Here is a 21,347-nt window from a genome sequence, read left to right on the forward strand (position 1 = left end):
AAAAAAATTTGCAATAGTAATATTACGAAAAAGAATTTGATTGGGAAATGACATTTATCATTTTGATAAGAAAGATTACCAAAATAGATTGATATTAAAAAGTAATCTTTTTACTACTTTTGAATAATTAAACCCGACAGGTTTTAAAAACCTGTCGGGTTTCTTGAACATACATATATGCAAAAAAATGAAACTCTCGAATCTGGAAAATATTATCATATTTACAATCGTGGAATTAATAGCGAAAATTTATTTAAAGAAAATAGAAATCATGAGTATTTTCTAATGCTTTATACTAAACACATTGACCCAATCGCAGAAACATTAGCTTGGTGCTTGCTAAAAAACCATTTCCATTTATTAGTGAGAATTAAAACTTTTGAAGAAATTTTAAAAGATCATAAAGATTATGAAATAAAAAAAATAATTCCTGCTCATCAATCATTCGGGAATTTATTTAATGCTTACACAAAAGCAATCAATAAAGGTTATAACAGACATGGCGCTCTATTTGAAAGACCATTTAAGAGAAAATTAATCAATAATGAAAACTATTTACGTTCTGTCATAAAATATATTCATTACAATCCAGTTAATCATGGTTTTTGCCAACATCCAATAGAATATCCATGGAGTTCTTATTTAACTTGTGTTTCTGAAAAAACAACAAAATTAAAACGCGAAAAAGTCATCTTATTATTTGAAAATATCGACAATTTAAAAGCTTCTCACAATGAAAGAGAAAATTTCGTTTCTTTGGAAGAATTTCTAAATTTATAAAGCAAAGCAAACCCGACAGGTTTTAAAAACCTGTCGGGTTTAACCACCAAGAAAAAATCACCAATCAATTTCATAAGGTAAACATCAAAGAAATTTTCAAAGTACTCGAAAAATCGAAACCTATTCTTGTCGCATAGCAAACCCGACAGGTTTTTAAAACCTGTCGGGTTTAACTACCAAGAAAAAATCACCAACCAATTTCAAAAGGTAAACATCAAAGAAATTTTCAAAGTACTCGAAAAATCGAAACCTATTCTTGCAGCATAGCAAACCCGACAGGTTTTAAAAACCTGTCGGGTTTAACTAAGCGCAAAATAACGAATAAAAAAACCGAGTCATTTCTGACTCGGTTTTCATATTCAATTGTAGAGACGCACAGCAGTGCTTCTCTGCGTAGTAAATTATTTTACTTCTTCGAATTCAACGTCTTCAACATTGTCTCCAGATTGCTCTTGTTGTGGAGCAGCTTGTTGAGCTTGGTCACCACCTTGAGCGTACATTGCTTCTGTAGCTGTTTTCCAAGCTGCATTTACATTGTCTAATCCTTTTTGGATTGCGTCAAGATCTTGAGATTGGTGTGCCATTCTCAATTCAGTTAAAGCATATTCGATAGCTGTTTTGTGCTCATCTGTCAATTTATCTCCCAATTCTTTCAATTGACTTTCAGTTTGGAAAATAGTACTGTCAGCTTCGTTCAATTTCTCAGCTCTTTCTTTTGCAATTCTGTCAGCATCAGCGTTAGCTTCAGCATCTTTTTTCATTCTTTCGATTTCTTCAGCTGTTAATCCAGAAGAAGCTTCGATACGGATATCGTGAGATTTTCCTGTTCCTTTATCAGTTGCAGAAACTTTGATGATACCATTAGCATCGATATCGAAAGTTACTTCGATTTGAGGAACTCCTCTTGGTGCTGGTGGAATACCGTCTAAGTGGAAACGACCGATAGTTTTGTTATCAGCAGCCATAGCTCTTTCTCCTTGTAATACGTGGATTTCAACAGATGGTTGAGAATCAGCAGCAGTAGAGAATACTTGAGATTTTTTAGTTGGGATAGTTGTGTTAGACTCGATTAATTTAGTCAATACACCACCCATAGTTTCGATACCTAAAGAAAGAGGTGTTACGTCAAGCAACAATACATCTTTTACATCTCCAGATAAAACTCCACCTTGAATAGCAGCTCCAATAGCAACAACCTCATCAGGGTTAACACCTTTAGATGCTTTTTTACCGAAGAATTTTTCAACTTCGTCAGCGATTCTTGGCATACGAGTAGAACCTCCTACAAGGATTACTTCGTCGATATCAGATGTAGATAAACCTGCATCTTTTAATGCTTTAGCAACTGGCTCCATAGAACGTTTTACTAAAGAATCAGATAATTGCTCAAATTTAGCTCTAGATAATTTTTTTACTAAGTGTTTTGGTCCAGAAGCAGTAGCTGTAACGTATGGCAAGTTGATTTCTGTTTCAGCAGAAGATGATAATTCAATCTTAGCTTTCTCAGCAGCTTCTTTCAAACGCTGTAATGACATTGGATCTAAACGTAAATCAATTCCTTCTTCAGCTTTGAATTCGTCAGCTAACCAGTCTATAACAACTTGGTCAAAGTCATCACCACCTAAGTGAGTATCACCATTTGTAGATAATACTTCAAATACACCGTCACCTAATTCAAGAACAGAGATATCAAAAGTACCTCCACCTAAATCGTAAACAGCAATTTTTTGATCAGTTCCTTTTTTATCTAATCCGTAAGCAAGTGCAGCAGCAGTTGGCTCATTGATGATACGCATAACTTTAAGACCAGCGATTTCACCAGCTTCTTTAGTAGCTTGACGTTGCGCATCGTTAAAGTAAGCAGGAACAGTGATAACTGCCTCAGTAACTGTTTGACCTAAATAGTCTTCAGCAGTTTTTTTCATTTTTTGAAGTGTCATTGCAGACAATTCTTGTGGAGTGTATAAACGACCATCAATATCCACACGTGGCGTATTGTTGTCACCTTTTACAACACTGTAAGGAACTCTTTTTGCCTCATCTTGAGTTTCAGCAAAAGTGTGTCCCATAAAACGTTTAATAGAAGCAATCGTTTTTGTAGGATTCGTTACTGCTTGTCTTTTTGCAGGATCACCTACTTTAATTTCTCCACCTTCAACAAAAGCGATGATAGATGGTGTAGTTCTTTTTCCTTCTGCGTTAGGGATAACAACTGCTTCGTTACCTTCCATTACAGAAACACAAGAGTTCGTCGTACCTAAGTCAATTCCGATTATTTTACCCATTTTTTATATATTTAATTTTTGATTTAATTTTATAACTCAGGTGGCATAAGTCAATCTTTGTGCCAATATAAAAAACCAAAGTAAATTGTCAGTTTTGCCGTCAGAACCTTAAAAATCATCTGACAACATGACATTTTACACAACTGACAGGTTTGACATAATTGTATTTTATCTGTCATTATTAGGAAGTTGCGAAATATAATTGCCTCAAATAATAATTTTATTCGTAATTATATTTTTAAGTAAATTCGTTAAAAACTTTATTTATGAAAAAAATCTACTACGTATTTTTATTTGTTTTAGCGATAAACACTATAAATGCGCATACTTGTGAAAATGAAACTGTCAATTGTCCGCTGGATAATGCCAAAGTCGATTTTTGTGTCACCATGAGTATGACAACTTTTGGCTCTTTAAAAGATTTTCAACAACAAGGCGCCATTGGAAGTTATTATGAAGAACTTATCAATTCATGTCCTAAATGTCATTTTTCAGGCTATATAGATGACTTTAAAGTAAAATATACTGAAGAAGAAAAAACGAAATTAAAGCAATTTCTGCAACAGTATGACAAGATAAAAACATCTGATATAACTGAATGCCAAATTGCTGGAGATCTAAAAGATTTTCTTTCTAAACCAAATAATGAAATAGCGCATTGCTATTTAATTGGCTCGTATCTAGCCAAAGACAAACCAAAATTTCTTGATTTAAGAAAAGAACTTCAGGTAAAAACTAAGACTTTTTTGATTCTTTCGATTGAAAAAAATGAATATGAAGATAAATCCTCAATTGCAAATATAAATTACTTGATTGGCGAATTAAACAGAAGAACAGCAAACTTTGATGATGCTGTAAAATTTTACGATTTAGCCCTAAATGATCCAAATAGACAAAAATGGATTGATGAAGTCGCCAAAATGCAAAAAGATCTGGCTTTGAAAAAAGATGACAATAATACTATATAACATATTATAACAGAAAATCAGAAACCCTATACTATTTCATAGCACTAATCATAAACTAATTTTTAAATCAATGGAAAACTACAACAAAGAAGTTACTGCCTACATTGCAAAAATGGCTGATTTTGCAAAACCAATCCTAACTCAATTAAGAGAAATAATTTTTAGCACATGTCCTGAAGTAGAAGAAAACATCAAATGGGGAACTCCACATTATTCGTACAAAGGCGACCATTTAGTTATGATGGGAGGTTTTAAACAGCATTGTTCTTTTAGTTTGTATAAAGCTGAACTGATGAAGGATAAAGACATACAGGAAAGTGTAAAATCAGGTAAAAAATTCGGATATATGGATAAGGTTAAAGATATATCTGAACTGCCAAATAAGGAAATTTTAATTGCGTATATCAAAGAAGCAATGGAATTAAATCAAAACGGCACCGTAAAACCAAAACCTGTAAAAGAAAAATCAGCAGTAGAAGTTGTTGCTCCGAAAGAATTTTTGGATGCATTAAAAAAAGACAGCAAAGCAACCGAAATCTTTGAAAGCAAATCACCATCATTTCGTAAAAATTATATCATTTGGATTGCTGACGCAAAAACAGACGAAACCAGAAATAAAAGAATTACGCAATCTTTAGAATGGATTGCAGAAGGGAAAGATAGATTTTGGCAATCGAAAAAGTAAACCAGCAAAAAGACCTTTTTTCTAAGATTAAATATGATAAAGAATCCGAGATTGATTAAAACACTTAAGATTTTTGCTTCAGGATTAATGTTGCTCGCACTATTGACATTAACGATCAACTCTATTGAACCAAATATTGAATTTCCAAGTGTTGGTTTTAATAGATTTTGGGGATTTTTGATTTGTTATTCCTGCTTGATTTCATTTTTAATCGTTATTTTGGTTTTCAAGAGTTTTAATAAAATTGCCAAACGGATTCTATTGATTATTGGAATCCCAACTGTTTTTATAGCACTACTTTTCACATTGATTATGAGTTTAAAACTTGAATATCAGCCACGTTTTGACAGATATATAGCGTACAGAAATGTATATCAACCTAATCAATATGTATTTGTTCAGGATTATGTGAAATGGAAAACTAATCAACCAGCAGTTGATACAACCTTTATTAAAAATTTATATTTTCTACGAAAAGCCAAACATATTGATTCGATGAAAATTAAAGGGAAATGGATTAAATTTGATGAAAACGGAAAAATAATTGACACTGTATTTATTAAGTAAAAAAATCACTCAATTAAGATTTGGCAAATCCGAAAACCGGAATTAATTTAGTCCAAATACCTTTGTAATAGTTGAATATAGCCAGTTATAACACTTAAACAGAAAAACAAAATACAGGAAATGGATTGGAGATTTAACACTATCTGGTTTGAACAATTAGAACAAAATAAAATCTTTAGAAAAGACTTTAAGGAAAATTCTATTCATACTGAAAACAAGAGTTTTGACAATTCTGAATATGCAATCATATGGCATTTAAAAGAAAACCTACAATCATTTGACAATTTATCTGAAAACGACAAACTTTTATATCTTGAACTGCATTCTGCAAACATCAAGAATTTTACAGGAATAGGAAAACTTAAAAATCTTAAAAGACTTGAACTTCATTACTGTACAAAACTAGAAGATGACAAAGATCTTATTCAAATTAGCAACAATTTAGAATTTTTGCATATTAACCAATCTAAAAAATTCAAATTTTCTGAAGAACTTTTGAAGCTAAAAAAACTTAAAGCCTTATGTTTAAATGCCTGTGCTCCAATTGAAAATCTTAACTTTTTAAGTAATTTTCCAAATCTCATAGACTTTCGTTTTGTCGACACAAATATTTTAGATGGGAATATGAAGCCAATTCTTGAGCATCCTACAATACGAACAGTTGGTTTTTTAAATAAAAAACATTACAACTACAAGCCAGAGAAACTCAAACAAGAGCTTGAAAACAAGTTCAATAAAGAGTACAAAACCGTAATTCAGAAAGGGGAATATTCGACCTATAGATATGATTACTAAAAAAATCACAACAATCAACAATTACTACAAGAGATTTAAACAATTCGCTTAAAACAAATCATCTAACCAAACCGATAAAGTCTCTAACCAAAAATAGACAACTGAATAAAATAAAAAATGGAAAACTACACCATAATCATTTTCATATTAGCCATTGTAATTGGTATTTCTGCCTTTGCTGAAAAATCAAAACTGCCCTTCCCTATTCTTTTAGTAATTGTTGGGGTTGCCATTGGTTTTATTCCGACGATGAATGAAATCGAAATTAATCCTGAAATTATTTTCCTGATCTTCCTGCCTCCTTTGTTGTATGACGCATCCTTTAACATTTCTCCAAAACATTTTAAAACAAATCTGAGTACGATAAGCACATTAGCGATTCCGCTTGTATTTCTAACTACCTTTTGGATTGCTGTGGTTTCACATTATATGATTTCCGGCATGAGTTGGCCTTTGTCGTTTGTACTTGGCGCCATACTTTCGGCAACTGATGCTGTTGCTGCCATAAACATCACGCGAGGTCTAGATATTCCTGAAAAAACGCTGACCATTCTTGAAGGCGAAAGTCTCATTAATGATGCTTCTGCTCTAGTTGCGTATCGTTTTGCCGTAGCTGCGGTTATGGGTTCTGTTTTTATTCTTTGGAAAGCTACGCTTCAATTTATGTTTTTGCTTGGAGGCGGATTTTTAGTGGGCTTTGTTATGGGCAAAATCTTGGCTTTTATTCTAAAGAAAGTCCGCAATAATATAAATGTGACCGTTAGTTTTATGCTTTTAATGCCGTTTGTAACCTATCTTGTTGCAGAACATTTGCATGTTTCGGGCGTAATTGCTGTTGTATTTTTAGGTTTGGCAATGGCGCGTTTGAGCAATAAAATCTTGCCTGAAAAATTACGAACCAATTCTAAAAACCTTTGGGACGTCATTATCTTTTTGCTCAACGGATTAATTTTTATCTTAATCGGACTTAATTTTCGATACGTTTTAAAAGATATTGAAAACGGAATGATTCTGCCATACATTGGTTATGCTTTGATAATTACCATTGTGGCCTTATTAACCCGAATGGTGAGGATATTTTTTCAAAAAATAAATCTGCAGAAAGCCTATCGAAAAAATAGCAAGAAAAAACGAAAAGTAAGCGAGCATGCCTTACTGGATTCAAAAAACAGTTTTATTATTGCATGGTCTGGAATGCGCGGTATTGTTTCGCTGGCAATTGCTTTGGGTTTGCCTAAATTTCTAGAAGACGGAACGCCTTTTCCACATCGAAATGCCATTATTTTTATTTCGGTGGCCGTTGTATTGATAACCATAATTGGCCAAGGACTTAGTTTGCCTTGGATCGTAAAAAAAATAAATGCCAAAAATGACGTTAATCCATCATCAAAATAGTTTCTTTTTTATCTTTACATAAATAAATCTTTCTACTTTACTATTTTACTTTAGATAAAATATTCGCCCATATCCCAAAACTATTTACTAACTAACCAAAAAACTAAGCATGAACGAAGAATTACAAAGCCAATTTGACGAATTTGAAAAAACAGGAATCATCCGAAGAAAATTGCTTCCGTGGTGGATCAAAACCTTCTGCTGGATTTTTATGATCTTGGCTGTTTGCGGGTTGTTCACATTAATAGGAAGTGCCTTTTCAAATAATGTCCAATTATCTTTGTATGGCTTTGAAACCAATACGGCTTATTCTGTTATCGGAATTTTTCTGATTGCAGTTATGACCTTAAAAGGTTATGCTGGTTATTCACTTTGGTTTGAAAAAGCAAATGCAATTTCAATTGCTAAAATTGATGCCATTATTGGAGTTGTAATTTGTGTCGCTTCTATGTTTGTAATTCCATTTACTTCTGGTGATGGGCATATCCAGTTACGATTAGAACTTCTATTATTAATTCCGTACTACATTAAAATTAATAAAATAGAATACGAATGGGATAATTTGGAAAAAATATAATTATCTAAAAAATACTTAATTACTAAACAGATAAAAATGAAATCAGAAATCATCATAACAACGCCAGACTCAGAAATTGTTACGACACGAATTCTGAATTTTCCTCATGAACTGGTTTTTAAAGCCTGGAGCGATCCCGATCATTTAAAAAATTGGTGGGGACCAAAAGGCTTTACCAATACTTTTAATAAATTTGACTTTTGCGAAGGCGGAAAATGGGAATTCATCATGCATGGTCCGGAAGTCGGAAATTATGCCAATGAATGTGAATTCATAAAAATTGACAGACCCAATCTTATTGCGTGGAAACGTCATTCGAAACCCTTATTTCAAATTCTAACAACCTTTGAAACTGTTGAAGAAAACCAGACAAAAGTAGTTTTTAAAATGCTTTTTGAAACTGTTGAAGAATGCCAAAAACTAAAACCTTACGTTGTCGATAAAAACGAAGAAAACTTTGATAAACTTGAAGTTGAATTATCGAAAATGAAGCCCTAAACATCTATCAAACACATCTTATGACCGCTAATGAAAGAAGAATATGTGTAGAGTTTATAATACGATCGGTTGCCTGAATGCTATACAATTAATGCTAGTCAGATATAATGTTGACGAATTTCGCACGTTGAATGAATTGATCCATTTTCGGAAAAATTATCAGTTCAACGAAGAAGAAATCATTTCTGACCATACACTTTTCATACAAGAAGAAAAATCAACTCTTGAACAAGAAATCGCTGAATTGATTGAAGCTATTCCGCGAAATAAAAATGATCTTGAAGATCGGCTTCGGCAACAGCTTGACGATTATAACCAAGAAATAGAAAACCTACCCGAAACGCATTCTAAAATTATACCTACAATTCGGGATTATTGGTTAAACCTCGTCATTTGTTCCAAATTTTGGTTTGTTCAACTCGAATGTCAATTTAACATCAAAACCTTCAATTATCAGGCAAAAAAATTACTCTCAGAAAAAAATAAACGTTTCGATTATCTTTCTGCAAATTTTCAAGATGCGGTAAACGAAAGCTGTTTTCCGGCTTTACAGGCATTTGAAAAGAAAAAAGAAATAATTGAAAACTTAAACAACACGATTTACGGCGCTGTTGGCGAACAAAAGGTTGAGAATGCACTCCGAATACTCTCCGATGATTTTATTTTAATAAACGATTTCTGCTGTACTTTTAAGCCTCCTATCTACAATAAAGCCAAAAACGATCACATTTATTCCATTCAAATTGATCATCTTTTAATTTCTACTTCGGGGATTTTTTTAATCGAAACGAAAAACTGGAGCGACAATTCACTCAATAATCCAGATTTGCGATCTCCTGTTGAACAGATTCTTAGAACAAATTTTGCTCTTTATATTTTGTTATCTGATGCGTCAAAAAGACGAAATGGAAGTTTTGAGCACCAAAATTTGATCGACAGAAAAATTCCGATAAAAAATATAATTGTTTTTACAAACAACAAACCCGCTGAAGAATTTCAATTTGTAAAAATGCTGACTTTGCCAGAATTGGTGCCCTACATAAAATACTTTAAATCAATTTTTTCTGCAGAAGAAACCGAAATCATAGCAGAATATCTTCTTAAATTTTCGGAACAGAAAAAATTACGCTCCAAATTAAAATGTTGAAAATAAAACAACTCTACTTCTATTTCTGAGGCAATTCTTTTTTTTATTCTTAAAATATGCCCAAGAAAAAAGAATTAAATCTATGAATAAAGACGTATCTGAAAAAGAAAGAGATGAATTAGCTAAAAAATATGGTGATAAAATTGGTGACAGAGAATTTATAACGGTTGTTGAGATTTTTTCTGAAAATGAAAAACTTGAAAATAGCAACCAAAGTGTTGCCGAAACACCAAAACAAGAAATTACAAAAAAAAACGACAGAATATCTTTTAAACGTTAATGACAATGCAAAAGATTTTACTTTAAAACTAATAGATGGCAAAACAATTAAACTTTCTGATTTAAAAGAAAAAGTGGTTCTTGTCAATTTTTTGGCTACATGGTGTGCGCCTTGCCTCCAAGAATTTTACGATGTTCCAGCAAAAATTATAGAACCATTTAAAAATGACAATTTTATATTTTTAGCCATCTCAAAGTGGAGAAGCTGAAAATCTAGTTTTAAAAAAAAAACGGATAAATTAAAAAAAGATGGTTTGAATTTTAATTACGGTTTGACCCAGAAAGCAAAATTTGGAACAATTATGCCACCAATTCAATTCCAAAAAACTTCCTAAATGATCAAAATGGAGTTATAAAATTTGTAACCACAGGAAATGTAGAAGGAAACCTATATAATCTTGCGGCCGAAATCAAAAAACTGCTTTCAAAATAAAATATTCACCAACATATTGCAAGATTGCAAAAAATAAAATATGCATGAATAGTAATTTTGTGTTATTCGTCTATTTTTATTCGTAATCTCGGTAAACCATTTATCCTAAATTACAACAACTTACTAACAAACAAAAAATGAGTGAAGAATTACAAAGCAAATTTGAAAAATTTGAAAAACCACCCGTTTATTAAAAAAAACTTTTCATAGTGGATTAAAACTTTCTGTTGGATTTTTATGTTTTTAACTGTTTGTAGTCTGAGAGTCTTTTTTAATTTGAAATGCTTTTACAGATAACGTTAATCATCTCTTTATGGATTCTCAAGCAATACCATATATTTAGAAGTTGGAATTTTTATCACTTTAATTATTACAATAAAAGACATTGCCACTTATTCCTTGTGGTTCGAAAAGCCAAATATCATAATTATTGCTAAAATCGATCCTATTGTCGGAATTGTGTTTTGTATTGTATCACATATCAACACACCCATAATGGAAACCTTTCTTTTATATTAGAAATTCTTTTCCTTATTCCATGTTACATCAAAATAAATAAAATTGAATATGAGTAGGATAATCATAATCTGAAAAGCCTTTGGCTTTTTTTAATAGAATTCTTATAAATAAAGCTGTTAATTCTTAAATCAGAAAAAAGTACTAATATTTACAGACATTTCTTAACTATTTAGAAATAATTTACTGTAAAACAATAAATTATTTTTTTTGTCAAAAAAACACTACTTTTATTTAAATTTTAATACTAATTTTAATAAAAATCTATGAAAAAAATTACTCTAAAAATTCTTTTTCTCTTTTTTGTTTTTACAAATTTAATGAGTGCTCAAGTTGCAGGAATTTCTGATGTAAAGGTCAACAACAAATCTATTGATAATTGCAGTACGATTGCACTTGGCCTTAATACTTCAGTAACTGTAACTTTTACCTTAAAAATCGTTAAAAATTCTTCAACTGATGTCGGCACCACAGCTAAATTTAAAATCTTTTTGAAAAAAAACAATAGTTCTACTCCTGTTGAACTAAACGGAATTATTGTAAACAACTCGGCTTTTTCGGAAGGAGGAACAACATGGGAAGGAACTTTTTCCCAAATAATATCAGCCTCAGATATTGAAGTTTCAGGCAGTACTTTTTATGCAGAGTATAGTCATGCATCAACAAATTCACCTGCCATATCCTGTACTTATAATTTAACTAAAACATCGCCAACATTTGAAATTTCTCCGACATCTCAGGTAATATATTGCCAACCATACTCTTATACATTCTCTGTTAATAATGTTTATGACTCTCCAGGAACATTATCTTATAAATGGTGGGTTGGATACGGATGGAGCAGAAACAATTCTCCAGTTCCCCCACTTACAGAATTTACTACAACCACAAACAGTGTAACATTAAATCCAACAGATTTCACAGTTGTTCCATCAAGTGTAACGGTAGTTCCGGTTTTAAATGGTGTCGACCAGGTGCGAAAAACTTGTACTATAACTAGAAGTGGTTTTAGTCCAACTTTATTATCAATTAGCGGAAGTCCGTCAATTTGTTATCAGTCTTCATCAGCAATATATTCCATTCCAGATCTATACAATGGATTAAGTGTCACATGGAGCTCATCTAATAATGCTGTTGCAACTGTTACTAATTCAGGTAATCAAGCTGTGGTCGTTCCGGTATCAAAAGGGACTTTTATTTTGACAGGTTTGTTGAGCAATGAATGTGGACAAACATTTGCGCTAACAAAAAAAATAACAATTGTTGGTTCTCCTGCAGCAAACTATACTGGAGAAAGAGTAGAAAGATATGTTTTTAATTATCGAGGTCAAGATCTATATAATGACTTCTCAACCTTTACTTGGGAATTTGTCTCTAGTACAGGTTATTATGTAGATTTCCGCAGTCAAGGTGATCTTGCAGTTTTTACGGCTTACCCTCCCTTTTCAATAACAATGAAATTAACTGCAACAAATGCTTGTGGAAGTGTTTCAGAATATGTTACACAATCATTAAATAGTGAAGATGAGCAAATAAACAAACCTTCTAAGGTAAATAAATCAAACACAGTTACAGATGACATATCAAATACTACAGTAAAAACCAATTCGAACTTTAATATATACCCAAATCCTTCAAATGGTGAAATTAATATAAGACGAAACGAAGTAACTCAAAAACCAGACTCAAAAATTACTGCAGTACTTTATGATATTAACGGAAATCGAAACCGTGAAATTAAAATTATAGATGAAATTACTACAATGAATGTGCAGGGATTGTCTAAGGGAATCTATTTTCTAAAAATAAATAATAATGGAAAAGAAGAAACCAATAAAATAGTAATCGAGTAATTTTCACAATAGAGAAACGTTAATTGATAAATATTTTTAAATTAAATCATACTTAAATGCCCTTAAGTTTAAGGGCATTTTTTTTATAATCTAACACTTCCACTAAAATAAATTTTATTCGTAATTTCGATTTTTTAAAAGATTGTCTTTTTTAAACGAAACAATTTCGGCAGGCAATCACAATACAATTTAAATTACAATTACAAAATGGCTTCATTTATTAAAGAAATTTCTTTTCGCTGGTCAGATCTTGACCCTAATTTTCACGTTCGTCACAGTGCATATTATGATTTTGGTGCACAACATCGTATCGAAATCCTTGAAGAATTAGGTTTGACTTTAAGAGTGATGCAAACGCAGGGTTTTGGACCTGTTTTGTTTAGAGAAGAATGTGTTTTCAGAAAAGAATTAAAACTTTCGGACAAAATTTTTATTCATACCAAAACTTCAAAAATGAAAGCCGATGCTTCGCGCTGGTCGATCATTCACGAATTTAGAAGAGAAGATGATACACTTTGTGCTACAATTACGGTTGATGGGGCTTGGATGGATACAAAACTGCGCAAACTAGCTTCTCCAACCCCTGAAATTGCGATTGAAGCATTAAGCATTTTCCCTAAAAGCGATGATTTTGTTGGACTGTAAAAGTTCAAGTCATTTAGTGAATTAATTCAAACACATAGAAACATAGATTTAAAAAGCTTTAAAAAAGACGTTTTACTTGTTTTAAACGACATAGCAAGCACACTATGCGTTAGAAGCCAGTTTCTTTTTAAGCTCTTTTCTGCAAACAAAATCTATGTTTCTGTGCGTTGAAAATATGCAGTTTATTTTATTCAAACTTTAGTCCGAAGTTGACTTTCTCAAAAGTTGTGCTACAAGAAAATGCAAATCGGCCGACATTTACTGTTCCAAAGATTCCACCAACGGAATGTCCAGAATAAAATCCGCCAGCTGAAAATCGGCGAACTTGATATTTCAGCGCAATATCGTTAACTCTACTGCTCAATTGACCAAAAGCAATGACATTGGGGATGATTTCATAACTCCCAAAAACTTTCGGAACGAGTTTTTTGTAATAATCATAACTTTCATCGGTTTCATAATCAACGCTTGTTGAATGCAGATTTTCGAGATTTCCACCTATGTAAGTATTTTCAGAAAAATGCCATGAAACGCTAAAACCCGTAAAAGTTCCCTGATAATCACTCCGTGAGTCAACGTAACCAACACCAATTGTGGCTCTGAAATTGCCACATATTTTTCCGATGTAACCAATGTAGGTTCTGTCAATTTCTGATTTATCGATTCCGGCACCAAAAATAATATCGTCATCACACATACTAAATGCGTACTGAAAATAAGCCGAATATTGATCTCTATTGGCCGCGACAACGCTTCGGCCTTTATCAAGATCGATATTTGCAGAAATTAAGGTTGAATTTATAACGGCGAAATCAAATGTGTTGATTTCTTGGGCAAATGTGGGGACTGTGAGCAGGAGCAAAAGTATTGTTTTTTTCATAATACATTTTTTTAGCTGACAACATTCTACTATAAAATTACAGACAATTTTCCTGTTAATAAAAGAAGTCCTTTCAAATGCTACATTTTTCGTCAAAATGCATTATTTTCATAATCAGCATCATTTAATCGATAAAATTTCAATAAATCATCGATTATTAGCACTAAAAACAATGAATTTAATTCGAAAGCATTTTTTCTGATAACTTTAAGACACTAATCTTTGCATTTCAAAATCGTTAACGGTAATTTTATGCTTTGCAACATATAATCTGCCAAAAATGAAAATTATAAAGCTTTTATTGTTCTTCTTTCCTCCTTTAGTCTTTTCTCAGGAAGTCAAAATAAAACCATTGGATATTAATCTTTCGAACTACGAATATCCTTTTCCGGTTCAGTTTGTAGAAATAAACAGCCAGCGACAATACATGCAAATGTTTTATATGGATATTATTCCAGATAATTACAATCATAAAAATGTCGTTTTGCTTCACGGAAAAAACTTCAACGGAGCCTATTGGGAAACAACCATAAAAGCATTGACTGCCCAAGGTTTTCGTGTGATTGTTCCGGATCAGATTGGTTTTGGGAAATCATCAAAACCAGATAATTTTCAATATACTTTTCAGCAATTGGCAGAAAATACCAAAAAACTGCTGGATCATCTCGGAATTGGAAAAGCGACAATTTTAGGACATTCTATGGGCGGAATGCTTGCTACACGTTTTGCATTGATGTATCCAGATATGACTGAGAAATTGGTTTTAGAAAATCCAATTGGTTTAGAAGACTGGAAATTAGTTGTTCCCTATAAACCAGTTGATTGGTGGTATGAATCTGAATTGAAGCAGAATTACCAATCCATCAAAAATTATCAAATGGCTAATTATTATAACGGAAAATGGAATGCCGATTATCAAAAATGGGCCGAATTAAGCGCAGGCTGGACAACTGATCCCGAATATGATAAAGTTGCTTGGAACTCGGCACTTTTGTATGATATGATTTTTACGCAGCCAGTTTTGTATGAATTCAAAAACATTCAAGTTCCAACGCTTTTAATTATTGGAACAAGAGATAAAACGGCATTAGGAAAACCGTTAGTTTCGGAAGAAATTCAAGCAACAATGGGAAATTATGCCGAACTAGGCCGAAGAACTCAAAAAGCAATTCCGAATTCAAAACTTGTTGAAATTCCAAATACAGGACATTTGCCGCATATTGAATCTTTTGATCAATTTATAAAACCATTAATCGTATTTTTGAAACAATAAAATTTTTATTAGCCACGAATTCACGAATTATATCTGTTGTTTTTATTTTGCCACAGATTAGAAGATTTACACAGATTAAATCATTTTAACCCTTTTAATCTGTGGCAAAATAAAAAAGTTCGCAAAAATTAGTGTAATTCGTGGCAAATCCTAACTAAAAAAACTAAAACTATGTTTACTATCGACCAAATCAAAGAAGCGCATTCTAAAGTAAAAACTGGTGCTGATTTCCCAAACTATATTCAAGATTTAATCATTCTTGGCGTAAAAGGCTACGATACTTTTGTGCATGACGGAAGCGTAATTTATTTTGGATTAAATAATTATACGGCTGCTGCCGAAGAAAAATATCCTGAAATCAAAGTTGCTGATTTTCCAAACAAGGAACTTTTCATTGAATTTTTAGTAAAACATCAGCATGGCGAATCAGATTATATGACGTTTTGCAAGCAATGTGCACAATGTGGCATTGCAAAATGGCGTGTTAATATCATCGAAATGACTTGCACTTATTTTGATAAGGCTGAAAACGAAATTTTAATTGAAAAAATCCCTAGTTAAGAAAAATGAGCATTTTCAATCAACAACTAAAATTAGTTGGAAAAAGCATTTTACTGACGCTTTTTCTAGTTTGTTTTGCAGGTATTGCACAACATAAAAAAGAAAAATCAAAATTTAAGGTCATTGCTTTTTACACCGCCAAAAATGATCAGGCGCATATCAGTTTTGTACATGAAGCTAATAAATGGTTTCCAAAAATAGCTGAGGAAAATCATTTCGAATACGATTCAACAAGCAATTGGGATAATTTGAATGCTAATTTTTTAGCTAAATATCAAGTCGTTTTATTTTTAGACACAAGACCAGAAACACCAGCACAACGTGAAGCTTTTCAAAAATACATGGAAAACGGCGGCGGTTTTATTGGTTTTCACTTTTCGGCTTTTGCTTTAAACAATTCAAGTTATCCGCAAAACTGGGATTGGTATCACAATATCTTTTTAGGTTCTGGCGAATATGGAAGCAATACTTGGCGCCCTACATCGGCAGTTTTAAGGGTTGAAAATCAAGATCCGATTATGAAAAATATTCCGAAAACATTCAAATCGCAGCCAAACGAATGGTACCGATGGAGCAATGATTTGACAAAGAATCCAGACATCAAAATTCTGCTGGCAATCGACGAAAGCAGTTTCCCTTTGGGAACAGGACCAAAACCTCATGAAATTTGGCACAGCGGTTATTATCCAGTCGTTTGGACTAATAAAAAATACAAAATGATGTATGTAAATATGGGACATAATGATATTGATTATGAAGGCAAAACCAATAAAACTCTTTCGTACACATTTGAAAATGAAACACAAAACAAAGTGATTTTGAATGCTTTGCTTTTGTTTGGAAGTAAAAAAAGTAAATAATTGCAATATGTCAGACAAACTTTCTCCAATTATAAATTCTGATGTATTAATTCAATTATTGCATTCAAAATCAATTGTTTTAATCGATGCAAGAGCAGGAATTAACGCCGAAGAAAATTATCAAAAAGAACATTTAAAAGGTGCTCGATATGTTGATTTAAACAAAGATTTAGCCACAGTTGACTGTAATCCGAAAAATGGTGGAAGACATCCACTTCCATCGTTAGAAAAATTTGCTGATGTACTTTCTAAAACAGGAATTTCGGCGGAAAGCCATGTCGTAATTTATGATGACAAAAACGGATCAAATGCCGCATCAAGATTTTGGTGGATGATGCGAGCCGTTGGACATGAAAAAGTTCAAGTTTTAAATGGAGGTTTACAAGAAGCTATAAAAGCTGGATTTCCTGTAAGTTCGGAAGTTGAGAATTTTGAGAAATCAGAAAAATATCCAATTTCAGAATGGAAATTAAAAACCGCCGATATTGAAGAAGTTGAAAAAGCCCGCAATAATGCCGAAAATATCGTAATCGACGTAAGAGACAAAAATCGTTTTGACGGGCTCACAGAACCTTTGGATTTAATTGCGGGACATATTCCTGGTGCAATTAATGTTCCTTTTAGTGAAAATCTAAATGAAGAAGGTATTTACAAATCTCCTGAAGTTTTAAAAGAAAAATACAATGCCATTTTAGGCGATATTACTTCAGAAAATGTAATTGTGCACTGCGGTTCAGGAGTTACGGCATGTCACACCTTACTTGCAATGGATTATGCAGGAATTCCGATTCCAAAACTATATGTTGGTTCATGGAGCGAATGGTCCAGAAATGACCGCGAAATGGCAACAAAAAAACTAGAATAAACTTTTTTGCCACATATTAAAAGGATTAAAAAGATTAATCATTTAAATCTGTCTAATCTGTGGCAAAAGAAACTTTTAACAATACAAAAATGCAACACTGGGACATACTTTTATCTAACCAGGTAAACAAAAAAGCTTTTATTGACAATATACTCAACGGAGAAGCAAATGGAGAATTAGCCGTTTTTAATAACCAAAAAGGGATTTTGTTCTCTGATATCGCAATCGAAAAATTCATCGAAAAAGAATATCAATATGACAGCGTAGAAGCTTCTCCAGAATCTCATCGCCAGTTGAGAACCTTTTCTTCAGGAGAACGCAAAAAAGAATTCTTGAAATACTGCATCAATCAAAAACCTGATTTTATCATTTTTGATAATCCGTTTGACCATTTGGATCAGGCTTCAAGAGTCGTTTTAGCCGATTCTCTAAAAGATTTGACCAATGATATTGCTATTATTCAGCTTTTGAATCGCGTTGTTGATGTTTTAGAATTTGTTCCGAATAAAGCACAAATTAAAGACAACACTTTTGAACTGCATCCAATTTCAAAAACAGAAAATCATTTTAAAACTTTAAATACTGCAGCAATTCCGAAAGCGATTGAACCACATTCTTTCCACGAAAGTGTATTAATAAAACTGGAAAATGTTTCTGTTAGTTATGAAGAAAGAAAAATTTTAGACAACATTTCTTGGACTATAAAACAAGGCGAATTCTGGCAGTTAATTGGTCCAAATGGTTCTGGAAAAAGCACTATTTTATCCTTAATTACAGGTGATAATCCAAAAGGTTTCGGACAAGGTTTGTATTTGTTTGGAAGAAAAAAAGGAACTGGTGAAAGCGTTTGGGACATTAAAAAGCAAATCGGAATCTTCACAACTTCAATGACCGATTTGTTTCAAAAAGGACATACTTTGGAGCAAATGATTTTATCAGGATTTTTTGATTCTATCGGACTTTACACAGAGCCAACAACACATCAAAAAAATATTGTAACACAATGGCTTGAAGTCATTGAAATGACGCAATTACGTAAAAAACGTTTTATTGATCTTTCGATTGGCCAGCAAAGAGTTGCATTGATTGTCCGTGCCGTTTTAAAACATCCTCCATTACTAATTTTAGACGAACCTGTAGAAGGTCTCGACGACGAAAATGTTGATTTGGTTATTCAGCTAATCAACACCATAAAACAAGAAACAAACGTTACAATTTTGTACGTTTCTCATAGAATAGAACAAGGCCTTGCTCCTACTTCTGTTTTTGAGCTTTTACCAAATCCAACAGGGTCAATCGGCAAAATAAAATCTCATTCGGAACTGAATTAAAACACGAATTCCACTAATTTACACAGATTAATTTTCGTGTAAATTAGTGGAATTTGTGTTATAGAAATTATCTAATTTTCTAATTGACAAATTATCTAATTAATTCTCATCTTCCGTATTATGTGACTTTACATACGTACGCCATTTTTCAATACAATCTTGAAAATCTTGTGGAAGTTCTGTATCAAAACGCATCATTTCACCAGTATTTGGATGAACAAATCCAAGCGTTTTAGCGTGCAAAGCCTGACGAGGCAAAGCTTTGAAACAATTATCAATAAACTGTTTGTATTTTGTAAATGTCGTACCTTTCAAAATCAAATGTCCGCCGTAACGCTCGTCATTAAATAAAGGATGACCAATATGCTTCATATGTGCACGAATTTGGTGTGTTCTTCCTGTTTCTAATTTGCAAGAAATCAAAGTCACATAACCAAAACGTTCCAAAACTTTATAATGCGTAATAGCAGGTTTTCCAATTTCCGGATCTGCAAAAACAGCCATTTGCATTCTGTCTTTCAAATGTCTTGCAAGGTTTCCTTCAATTGTTCCGCTTTCTTCTGCAACATTTCCCCAAACAAGCGCAATATATTCTCGCTCAGTAGTTTTAGCTTCAAATTGTTTTGCCAAATGCGTCATCGCCGCTTCCGTTTTGGCCACAACCAAAAGCCCAGAAGTATCCTTATCAATTCGGTGAACTAAACCTGGACGCTCACTGCTGTTCATTGGCAAATTATCAAAATGATGTGCCAAAGCGTTTACAAGAGTTCCTGTATAATTTCCGTGACCCGGATGCACCACCATTCCTGGCTCTTTATTGATTAGTAAAAGAGCATCATCTTCATAAACAATATTCAACGGAATATCCTCAGGAAGAATATGGTTTTCAAACGGCGGATGTGACAGCATTACCGTAATCACATCAAAGGGTTTTACTTTGTAATTTGATTTTACCGGAATATCATTTACAAAGATATTTCCGTTCGTTGCCGCATTCTGAATTTTATTTCGCGTGGCATTCGGAATCAAATACATTAAATATTTGTCAATACGCAAGAACGTCTGACCTTTTGGGACTTCAAATCTGTAATGTTCGAATAATTCGTCTTCCAGATCTAAATTTTCTTCAATATTATTGTTCATCTTTTGGTGTTTCTGCAGGCACTGCTGTACTATCTGTTGCCTGGCTATCATCTACATAACTCGCTTTTCCGTCACCTAAAACCAAATCAATTTTAGACGCTTTCAAAACGCGGTCTCCTACTTTTAAATTTCTTCCTTTGTAACGCATTTCAAGAACCATATCTTTTCCAAGATTCGGAATATAAGTAATCGTTCCCGGCTCAAGCCCTAAAGCTTTCAATGTTGGAACAGCCTCACGATATGTTTTCTCAATTAAATCAGGAATTTTAACCGAAGAAAAACCCGAAGCATTAATTTTAATATATATTTTACGTCCTACTTTCACCATCGTTCCCGGTAACGGATCTTGCTCAACAACGCTGAATTTTGGATATTCACTTCTGTAATCAACACTATCCAAAAGCACATAATCCAAGTCCAGTTCATCCAATTTCTCTTCAACCTGTTCTTCTGTTAATCTTGCTAAATTCGGAACCGCAATTTCGTGTCCGTGATCCGTTGTAAAAGTCAACCAATGCATAAACAAATACCCTAAAACTGCAATGATAGCAGCCGCACTCAATAATTGTAAAAAAAATACGCGGCTAGTTAAATACTTACGTAAACTCATAAATTTATTTTTAGTTGTCGCAAAGATAAAGTATTTCATTTCAAAAAAAATGATAATTTTGTTTAAAACAAGAAAGATGCGCGATTGAGTTCCTGAGCAAAGTCTAAGGATAATTTTCAGAAGCTGTTTCCTGCTGTCCGCTGTATCTTTTGCGCCGAACCCCGGCACAAAAGGATGCCGCTTCCATCAGGGCTAGGGCACTCGGTTTCAAAAGAAGATTTTGTTTTTATTTAAATAACGACAGTTTTGTCAGGCTGAGCGAAGTCGAAGCCCCTCGCAAAGTGATTCAGCAAACGAGGCTTCGACTTCGCTCAGCCTGACAAACGAATGAATAAAAAAATTCCAGAAAATTCGAGAAATTCGTGGCAAAAAAACCAAATTAACGATTAAACGAATCAACG

General features: G+C 32.9%; 22 protein-coding genes. 18 read left to right on the plus strand and 4 right to left on the minus strand.

Going from position 1 to position 21,347, the window contains the following annotated elements; translation table 11 throughout:
• The first annotated feature begins 177 nt into the window (after window positions 1-177).
• Window positions 178-780 carry a hypothetical protein gene (locus FND99_RS18985; RefSeq protein WP_144339510.1) on the plus strand — a complete coding sequence of 201 codons (603 nt, stop codon included), beginning with the start codon at window positions 178-180 and terminating at the stop codon, window positions 778-780.
• A 401-nt stretch (window positions 781-1,181) separates the two neighbouring features.
• On the opposite strand, the gene dnaK is transcribed toward FND99_RS18985, so the two are convergent.
• Complete coding sequence (dnaK, locus tag FND99_RS18990; protein WP_144339511.1) at window positions 1,182-3,065, minus strand: molecular chaperone DnaK; 1,884 nt, start codon at window positions 3,063-3,065, stop codon at window positions 1,182-1,184.
• Window positions 3,066-3,331: 266 nt separating this feature from the next.
• On the opposite strand from dnaK, the gene FND99_RS18995 reads away from it, so the two are divergent.
• From FND99_RS18995 to FND99_RS19050, 12 genes are all read left to right on the plus strand, one after another.
• Entirely contained in the window at window positions 3,332-4,033 is a 702-nt protein-coding gene (locus FND99_RS18995; RefSeq protein ID WP_144339512.1) for a DUF2225 domain-containing protein, read from the plus strand.
• A 70-nt stretch (window positions 4,034-4,103) separates the two neighbouring features.
• A complete protein-coding gene (locus FND99_RS19000) occupies window positions 4,104-4,718 on the plus strand; it encodes a YdeI/OmpD-associated family protein (protein ID WP_144339513.1) in 615 nt (204 codons plus the stop codon).
• Between the two features lie 33 nt (window positions 4,719-4,751).
• Window positions 4,752-5,285, plus strand: a complete 534-nt coding sequence (locus FND99_RS19005; RefSeq protein WP_144339514.1) for a hypothetical protein — start codon at window positions 4,752-4,754, stop codon at window positions 5,283-5,285.
• A gap of 120 nt (window positions 5,286-5,405) precedes the next feature.
• Window positions 5,406-6,080 carry a hypothetical protein gene (locus FND99_RS19010; protein WP_144339515.1) on the plus strand — a complete coding sequence of 225 codons (675 nt, stop codon included), beginning with the start codon at window positions 5,406-5,408 and terminating at the stop codon, window positions 6,078-6,080.
• Between the two features lie 117 nt (window positions 6,081-6,197).
• Window positions 6,198-7,475, plus strand: coding sequence for a Na+/H+ antiporter (locus FND99_RS19015; protein WP_144339516.1), 1,278 nt, complete (start codon window positions 6,198-6,200; stop codon window positions 7,473-7,475).
• 109 nt (window positions 7,476-7,584) lie between these two features.
• Window positions 7,585-8,052, plus strand: a complete 468-nt coding sequence (locus FND99_RS19020) for a hypothetical protein (protein ID WP_144339517.1) — start codon at window positions 7,585-7,587, stop codon at window positions 8,050-8,052.
• 36 nt (window positions 8,053-8,088) lie between these two features.
• On the plus strand, window positions 8,089-8,550 hold the full coding sequence (locus FND99_RS19025) for an SRPBCC family protein (RefSeq protein ID WP_144339518.1): 462 nt from the start codon (window positions 8,089-8,091) through the stop codon (window positions 8,548-8,550).
• A gap of 91 nt (window positions 8,551-8,641) precedes the next feature.
• Entirely contained in the window at window positions 8,642-9,697 is a 1,056-nt protein-coding gene (locus FND99_RS19030; protein ID WP_162615577.1) for a nuclease-related domain-containing protein, read from the plus strand.
• An 82-nt stretch (window positions 9,698-9,779) separates the two neighbouring features.
• The gene (locus tag FND99_RS19035; RefSeq protein WP_144339520.1) at window positions 9,780-9,977 is read left to right on the plus strand and encodes a hypothetical protein; all 198 of its coding nucleotides are present in this window, start codon (window positions 9,780-9,782) and stop codon (window positions 9,975-9,977) included.
• Window positions 9,886-10,185, plus strand: coding sequence for a TlpA disulfide reductase family protein (locus FND99_RS20355; protein ID WP_144339521.1), 300 nt, complete (start codon window positions 9,886-9,888; stop codon window positions 10,183-10,185). The genes FND99_RS19035 and FND99_RS20355 overlap by 92 nt, the downstream gene beginning before the upstream one ends.
• Window positions 10,186-11,191: 1,006 nt before the next feature.
• Entirely contained in the window at window positions 11,192-12,778 is a 1,587-nt protein-coding gene (locus FND99_RS19045; RefSeq protein ID WP_144339522.1) for a T9SS type A sorting domain-containing protein, read from the plus strand.
• Window positions 12,779-12,985: 207 nt separating this feature from the next.
• Window positions 12,986-13,423: an acyl-CoA thioesterase gene (locus FND99_RS19050; protein ID WP_026982233.1), complete on the plus strand. Its 438-nt coding sequence runs from the start codon at window positions 12,986-12,988 to the stop codon at window positions 13,421-13,423.
• A gap of 187 nt (window positions 13,424-13,610) precedes the next feature.
• On the opposite strand, the gene FND99_RS19055 is transcribed toward FND99_RS19050, so the two are convergent.
• Window positions 13,611-14,303 (minus strand): hypothetical protein, encoded by a 693-nt coding sequence (locus FND99_RS19055; protein ID WP_144339523.1) that lies wholly within the window; start codon window positions 14,301-14,303, stop codon window positions 13,611-13,613.
• A gap of 280 nt (window positions 14,304-14,583) precedes the next feature.
• Here FND99_RS19055 and FND99_RS19060 point away from each other — a divergent pair, with 280 nt between their 5' ends.
• The 5 genes from FND99_RS19060 to FND99_RS19080 all read left to right on the plus strand — a co-directional run bounded on the left by FND99_RS19060 (window position 14,584) and on the right by FND99_RS19080 (window position 19,193).
• Window positions 14,584-15,576 (plus strand): alpha/beta fold hydrolase, encoded by a 993-nt coding sequence (locus tag FND99_RS19060; protein ID WP_144339524.1) that lies wholly within the window; start codon window positions 14,584-14,586, stop codon window positions 15,574-15,576.
• A 171-nt stretch (window positions 15,577-15,747) separates the two neighbouring features.
• A complete protein-coding gene (locus FND99_RS19065; RefSeq protein ID WP_144339525.1) occupies window positions 15,748-16,137 on the plus strand; it encodes a DUF1398 domain-containing protein in 390 nt (129 codons plus the stop codon).
• A 5-nt stretch (window positions 16,138-16,142) separates the two neighbouring features.
• A complete protein-coding gene (locus FND99_RS19070) occupies window positions 16,143-16,997 on the plus strand; it encodes a ThuA domain-containing protein (protein ID WP_144339526.1) in 855 nt (284 codons plus the stop codon).
• Window positions 16,998-17,004: 7 nt separating this feature from the next.
• Window positions 17,005-17,862 (plus strand): sulfurtransferase, encoded by an 858-nt coding sequence (locus FND99_RS19075; protein ID WP_144339527.1) that lies wholly within the window; start codon window positions 17,005-17,007, stop codon window positions 17,860-17,862.
• 89 nt (window positions 17,863-17,951) lie between these two features.
• Window positions 17,952-19,193 carry an ATP-binding cassette domain-containing protein gene (locus FND99_RS19080; RefSeq protein WP_144339528.1) on the plus strand — a complete coding sequence of 414 codons (1,242 nt, stop codon included), beginning with the start codon at window positions 17,952-17,954 and terminating at the stop codon, window positions 19,191-19,193.
• 99 nt (window positions 19,194-19,292) lie between these two features.
• On the opposite strand, the gene FND99_RS19085 is transcribed toward FND99_RS19080, so the two are convergent.
• Window positions 19,293-20,336: an RluA family pseudouridine synthase gene (locus tag FND99_RS19085; protein ID WP_144339529.1), complete on the minus strand. Its 1,044-nt coding sequence runs from the start codon at window positions 20,334-20,336 to the stop codon at window positions 19,293-19,295.
• A complete protein-coding gene (locus tag FND99_RS19090) occupies window positions 20,326-20,946 on the minus strand; it encodes a PASTA domain-containing protein (RefSeq protein ID WP_144339530.1) in 621 nt (206 codons plus the stop codon). Before FND99_RS19090 ends, FND99_RS19085 begins: the two co-directional genes overlap by 11 nt.
• Window positions 20,947-21,347: the final 401 nt, after the last annotated feature.

Origin of the sequence: Flavobacterium daemonense (assembly GCF_007341385.1) — a bacterium.
GTDB lineage: Bacteria > Bacteroidota > Bacteroidia > Flavobacteriales > Flavobacteriaceae > Flavobacterium > Flavobacterium daemonense.

Excerpts from the sequence above, each read along its gene's own strand:
- FND99_RS19030 (WP_162615577.1), top strand. The coding sequence starts at position 8,642 with ATGCTAGTCAGATATAATGTTGACGAATTTCGCACGTTGAATGAATTG.
- FND99_RS19085 (WP_144339529.1), bottom strand. The coding sequence starts at position 20,336 with ATGAACAATAATATTGAAGAAAATTTAGATCTGGAAGACGAATTATTC.
- FND99_RS19000 (WP_144339513.1), top strand. The coding sequence starts at position 4,104 with ATGGAAAACTACAACAAAGAAGTTACTGCCTACATTGCAAAAATGGCT.
- FND99_RS19005 (WP_144339514.1), top strand. The coding sequence starts at position 4,752 with ATGATAAAGAATCCGAGATTGATTAAAACACTTAAGATTTTTGCTTCA.
- FND99_RS19025 (WP_144339518.1), top strand. The coding sequence starts at position 8,089 with ATGAAATCAGAAATCATCATAACAACGCCAGACTCAGAAATTGTTACG.
- FND99_RS19065 (WP_144339525.1), top strand. The coding sequence starts at position 15,748 with ATGTTTACTATCGACCAAATCAAAGAAGCGCATTCTAAAGTAAAAACT.
- FND99_RS19015 (WP_144339516.1), top strand. The coding sequence starts at position 6,198 with ATGGAAAACTACACCATAATCATTTTCATATTAGCCATTGTAATTGGT.
- FND99_RS18995 (WP_144339512.1), top strand. The coding sequence starts at position 3,332 with ATGAAAAAAATCTACTACGTATTTTTATTTGTTTTAGCGATAAACACT.
- FND99_RS19090 (WP_144339530.1), bottom strand. The coding sequence starts at position 20,946 with ATGAGTTTACGTAAGTATTTAACTAGCCGCGTATTTTTTTTACAATTA.
- FND99_RS19035 (WP_144339520.1), top strand. The coding sequence starts at position 9,780 with ATGAATAAAGACGTATCTGAAAAAGAAAGAGATGAATTAGCTAAAAAA.
- FND99_RS19080 (WP_144339528.1), top strand. The coding sequence starts at position 17,952 with ATGCAACACTGGGACATACTTTTATCTAACCAGGTAAACAAAAAAGCT.
- FND99_RS19070 (WP_144339526.1), top strand. The coding sequence starts at position 16,143 with ATGAGCATTTTCAATCAACAACTAAAATTAGTTGGAAAAAGCATTTTA.
- FND99_RS19050 (WP_026982233.1), top strand. The coding sequence starts at position 12,986 with ATGGCTTCATTTATTAAAGAAATTTCTTTTCGCTGGTCAGATCTTGAC.
- FND99_RS20355 (WP_144339521.1), top strand. The coding sequence starts at position 9,886 with ATGAAAAACTTGAAAATAGCAACCAAAGTGTTGCCGAAACACCAAAAC.
- FND99_RS19020 (WP_144339517.1), top strand. The coding sequence starts at position 7,585 with ATGAACGAAGAATTACAAAGCCAATTTGACGAATTTGAAAAAACAGGA.
- FND99_RS19010 (WP_144339515.1), top strand. The coding sequence starts at position 5,406 with ATGGATTGGAGATTTAACACTATCTGGTTTGAACAATTAGAACAAAAT.
- FND99_RS19075 (WP_144339527.1), top strand. The coding sequence starts at position 17,005 with ATGTCAGACAAACTTTCTCCAATTATAAATTCTGATGTATTAATTCAA.
- FND99_RS19055 (WP_144339523.1), bottom strand. The coding sequence starts at position 14,303 with ATGAAAAAAACAATACTTTTGCTCCTGCTCACAGTCCCCACATTTGCC.
- dnaK (WP_144339511.1), bottom strand. The coding sequence starts at position 3,065 with ATGGGTAAAATAATCGGAATTGACTTAGGTACGACGAACTCTTGTGTT.
- FND99_RS18985 (WP_144339510.1), top strand. The coding sequence starts at position 178 with ATGCAAAAAAATGAAACTCTCGAATCTGGAAAATATTATCATATTTAC.
- FND99_RS19045 (WP_144339522.1), top strand. The coding sequence starts at position 11,192 with ATGAAAAAAATTACTCTAAAAATTCTTTTTCTCTTTTTTGTTTTTACA.
- FND99_RS19060 (WP_144339524.1), top strand. The coding sequence starts at position 14,584 with ATGAAAATTATAAAGCTTTTATTGTTCTTCTTTCCTCCTTTAGTCTTT.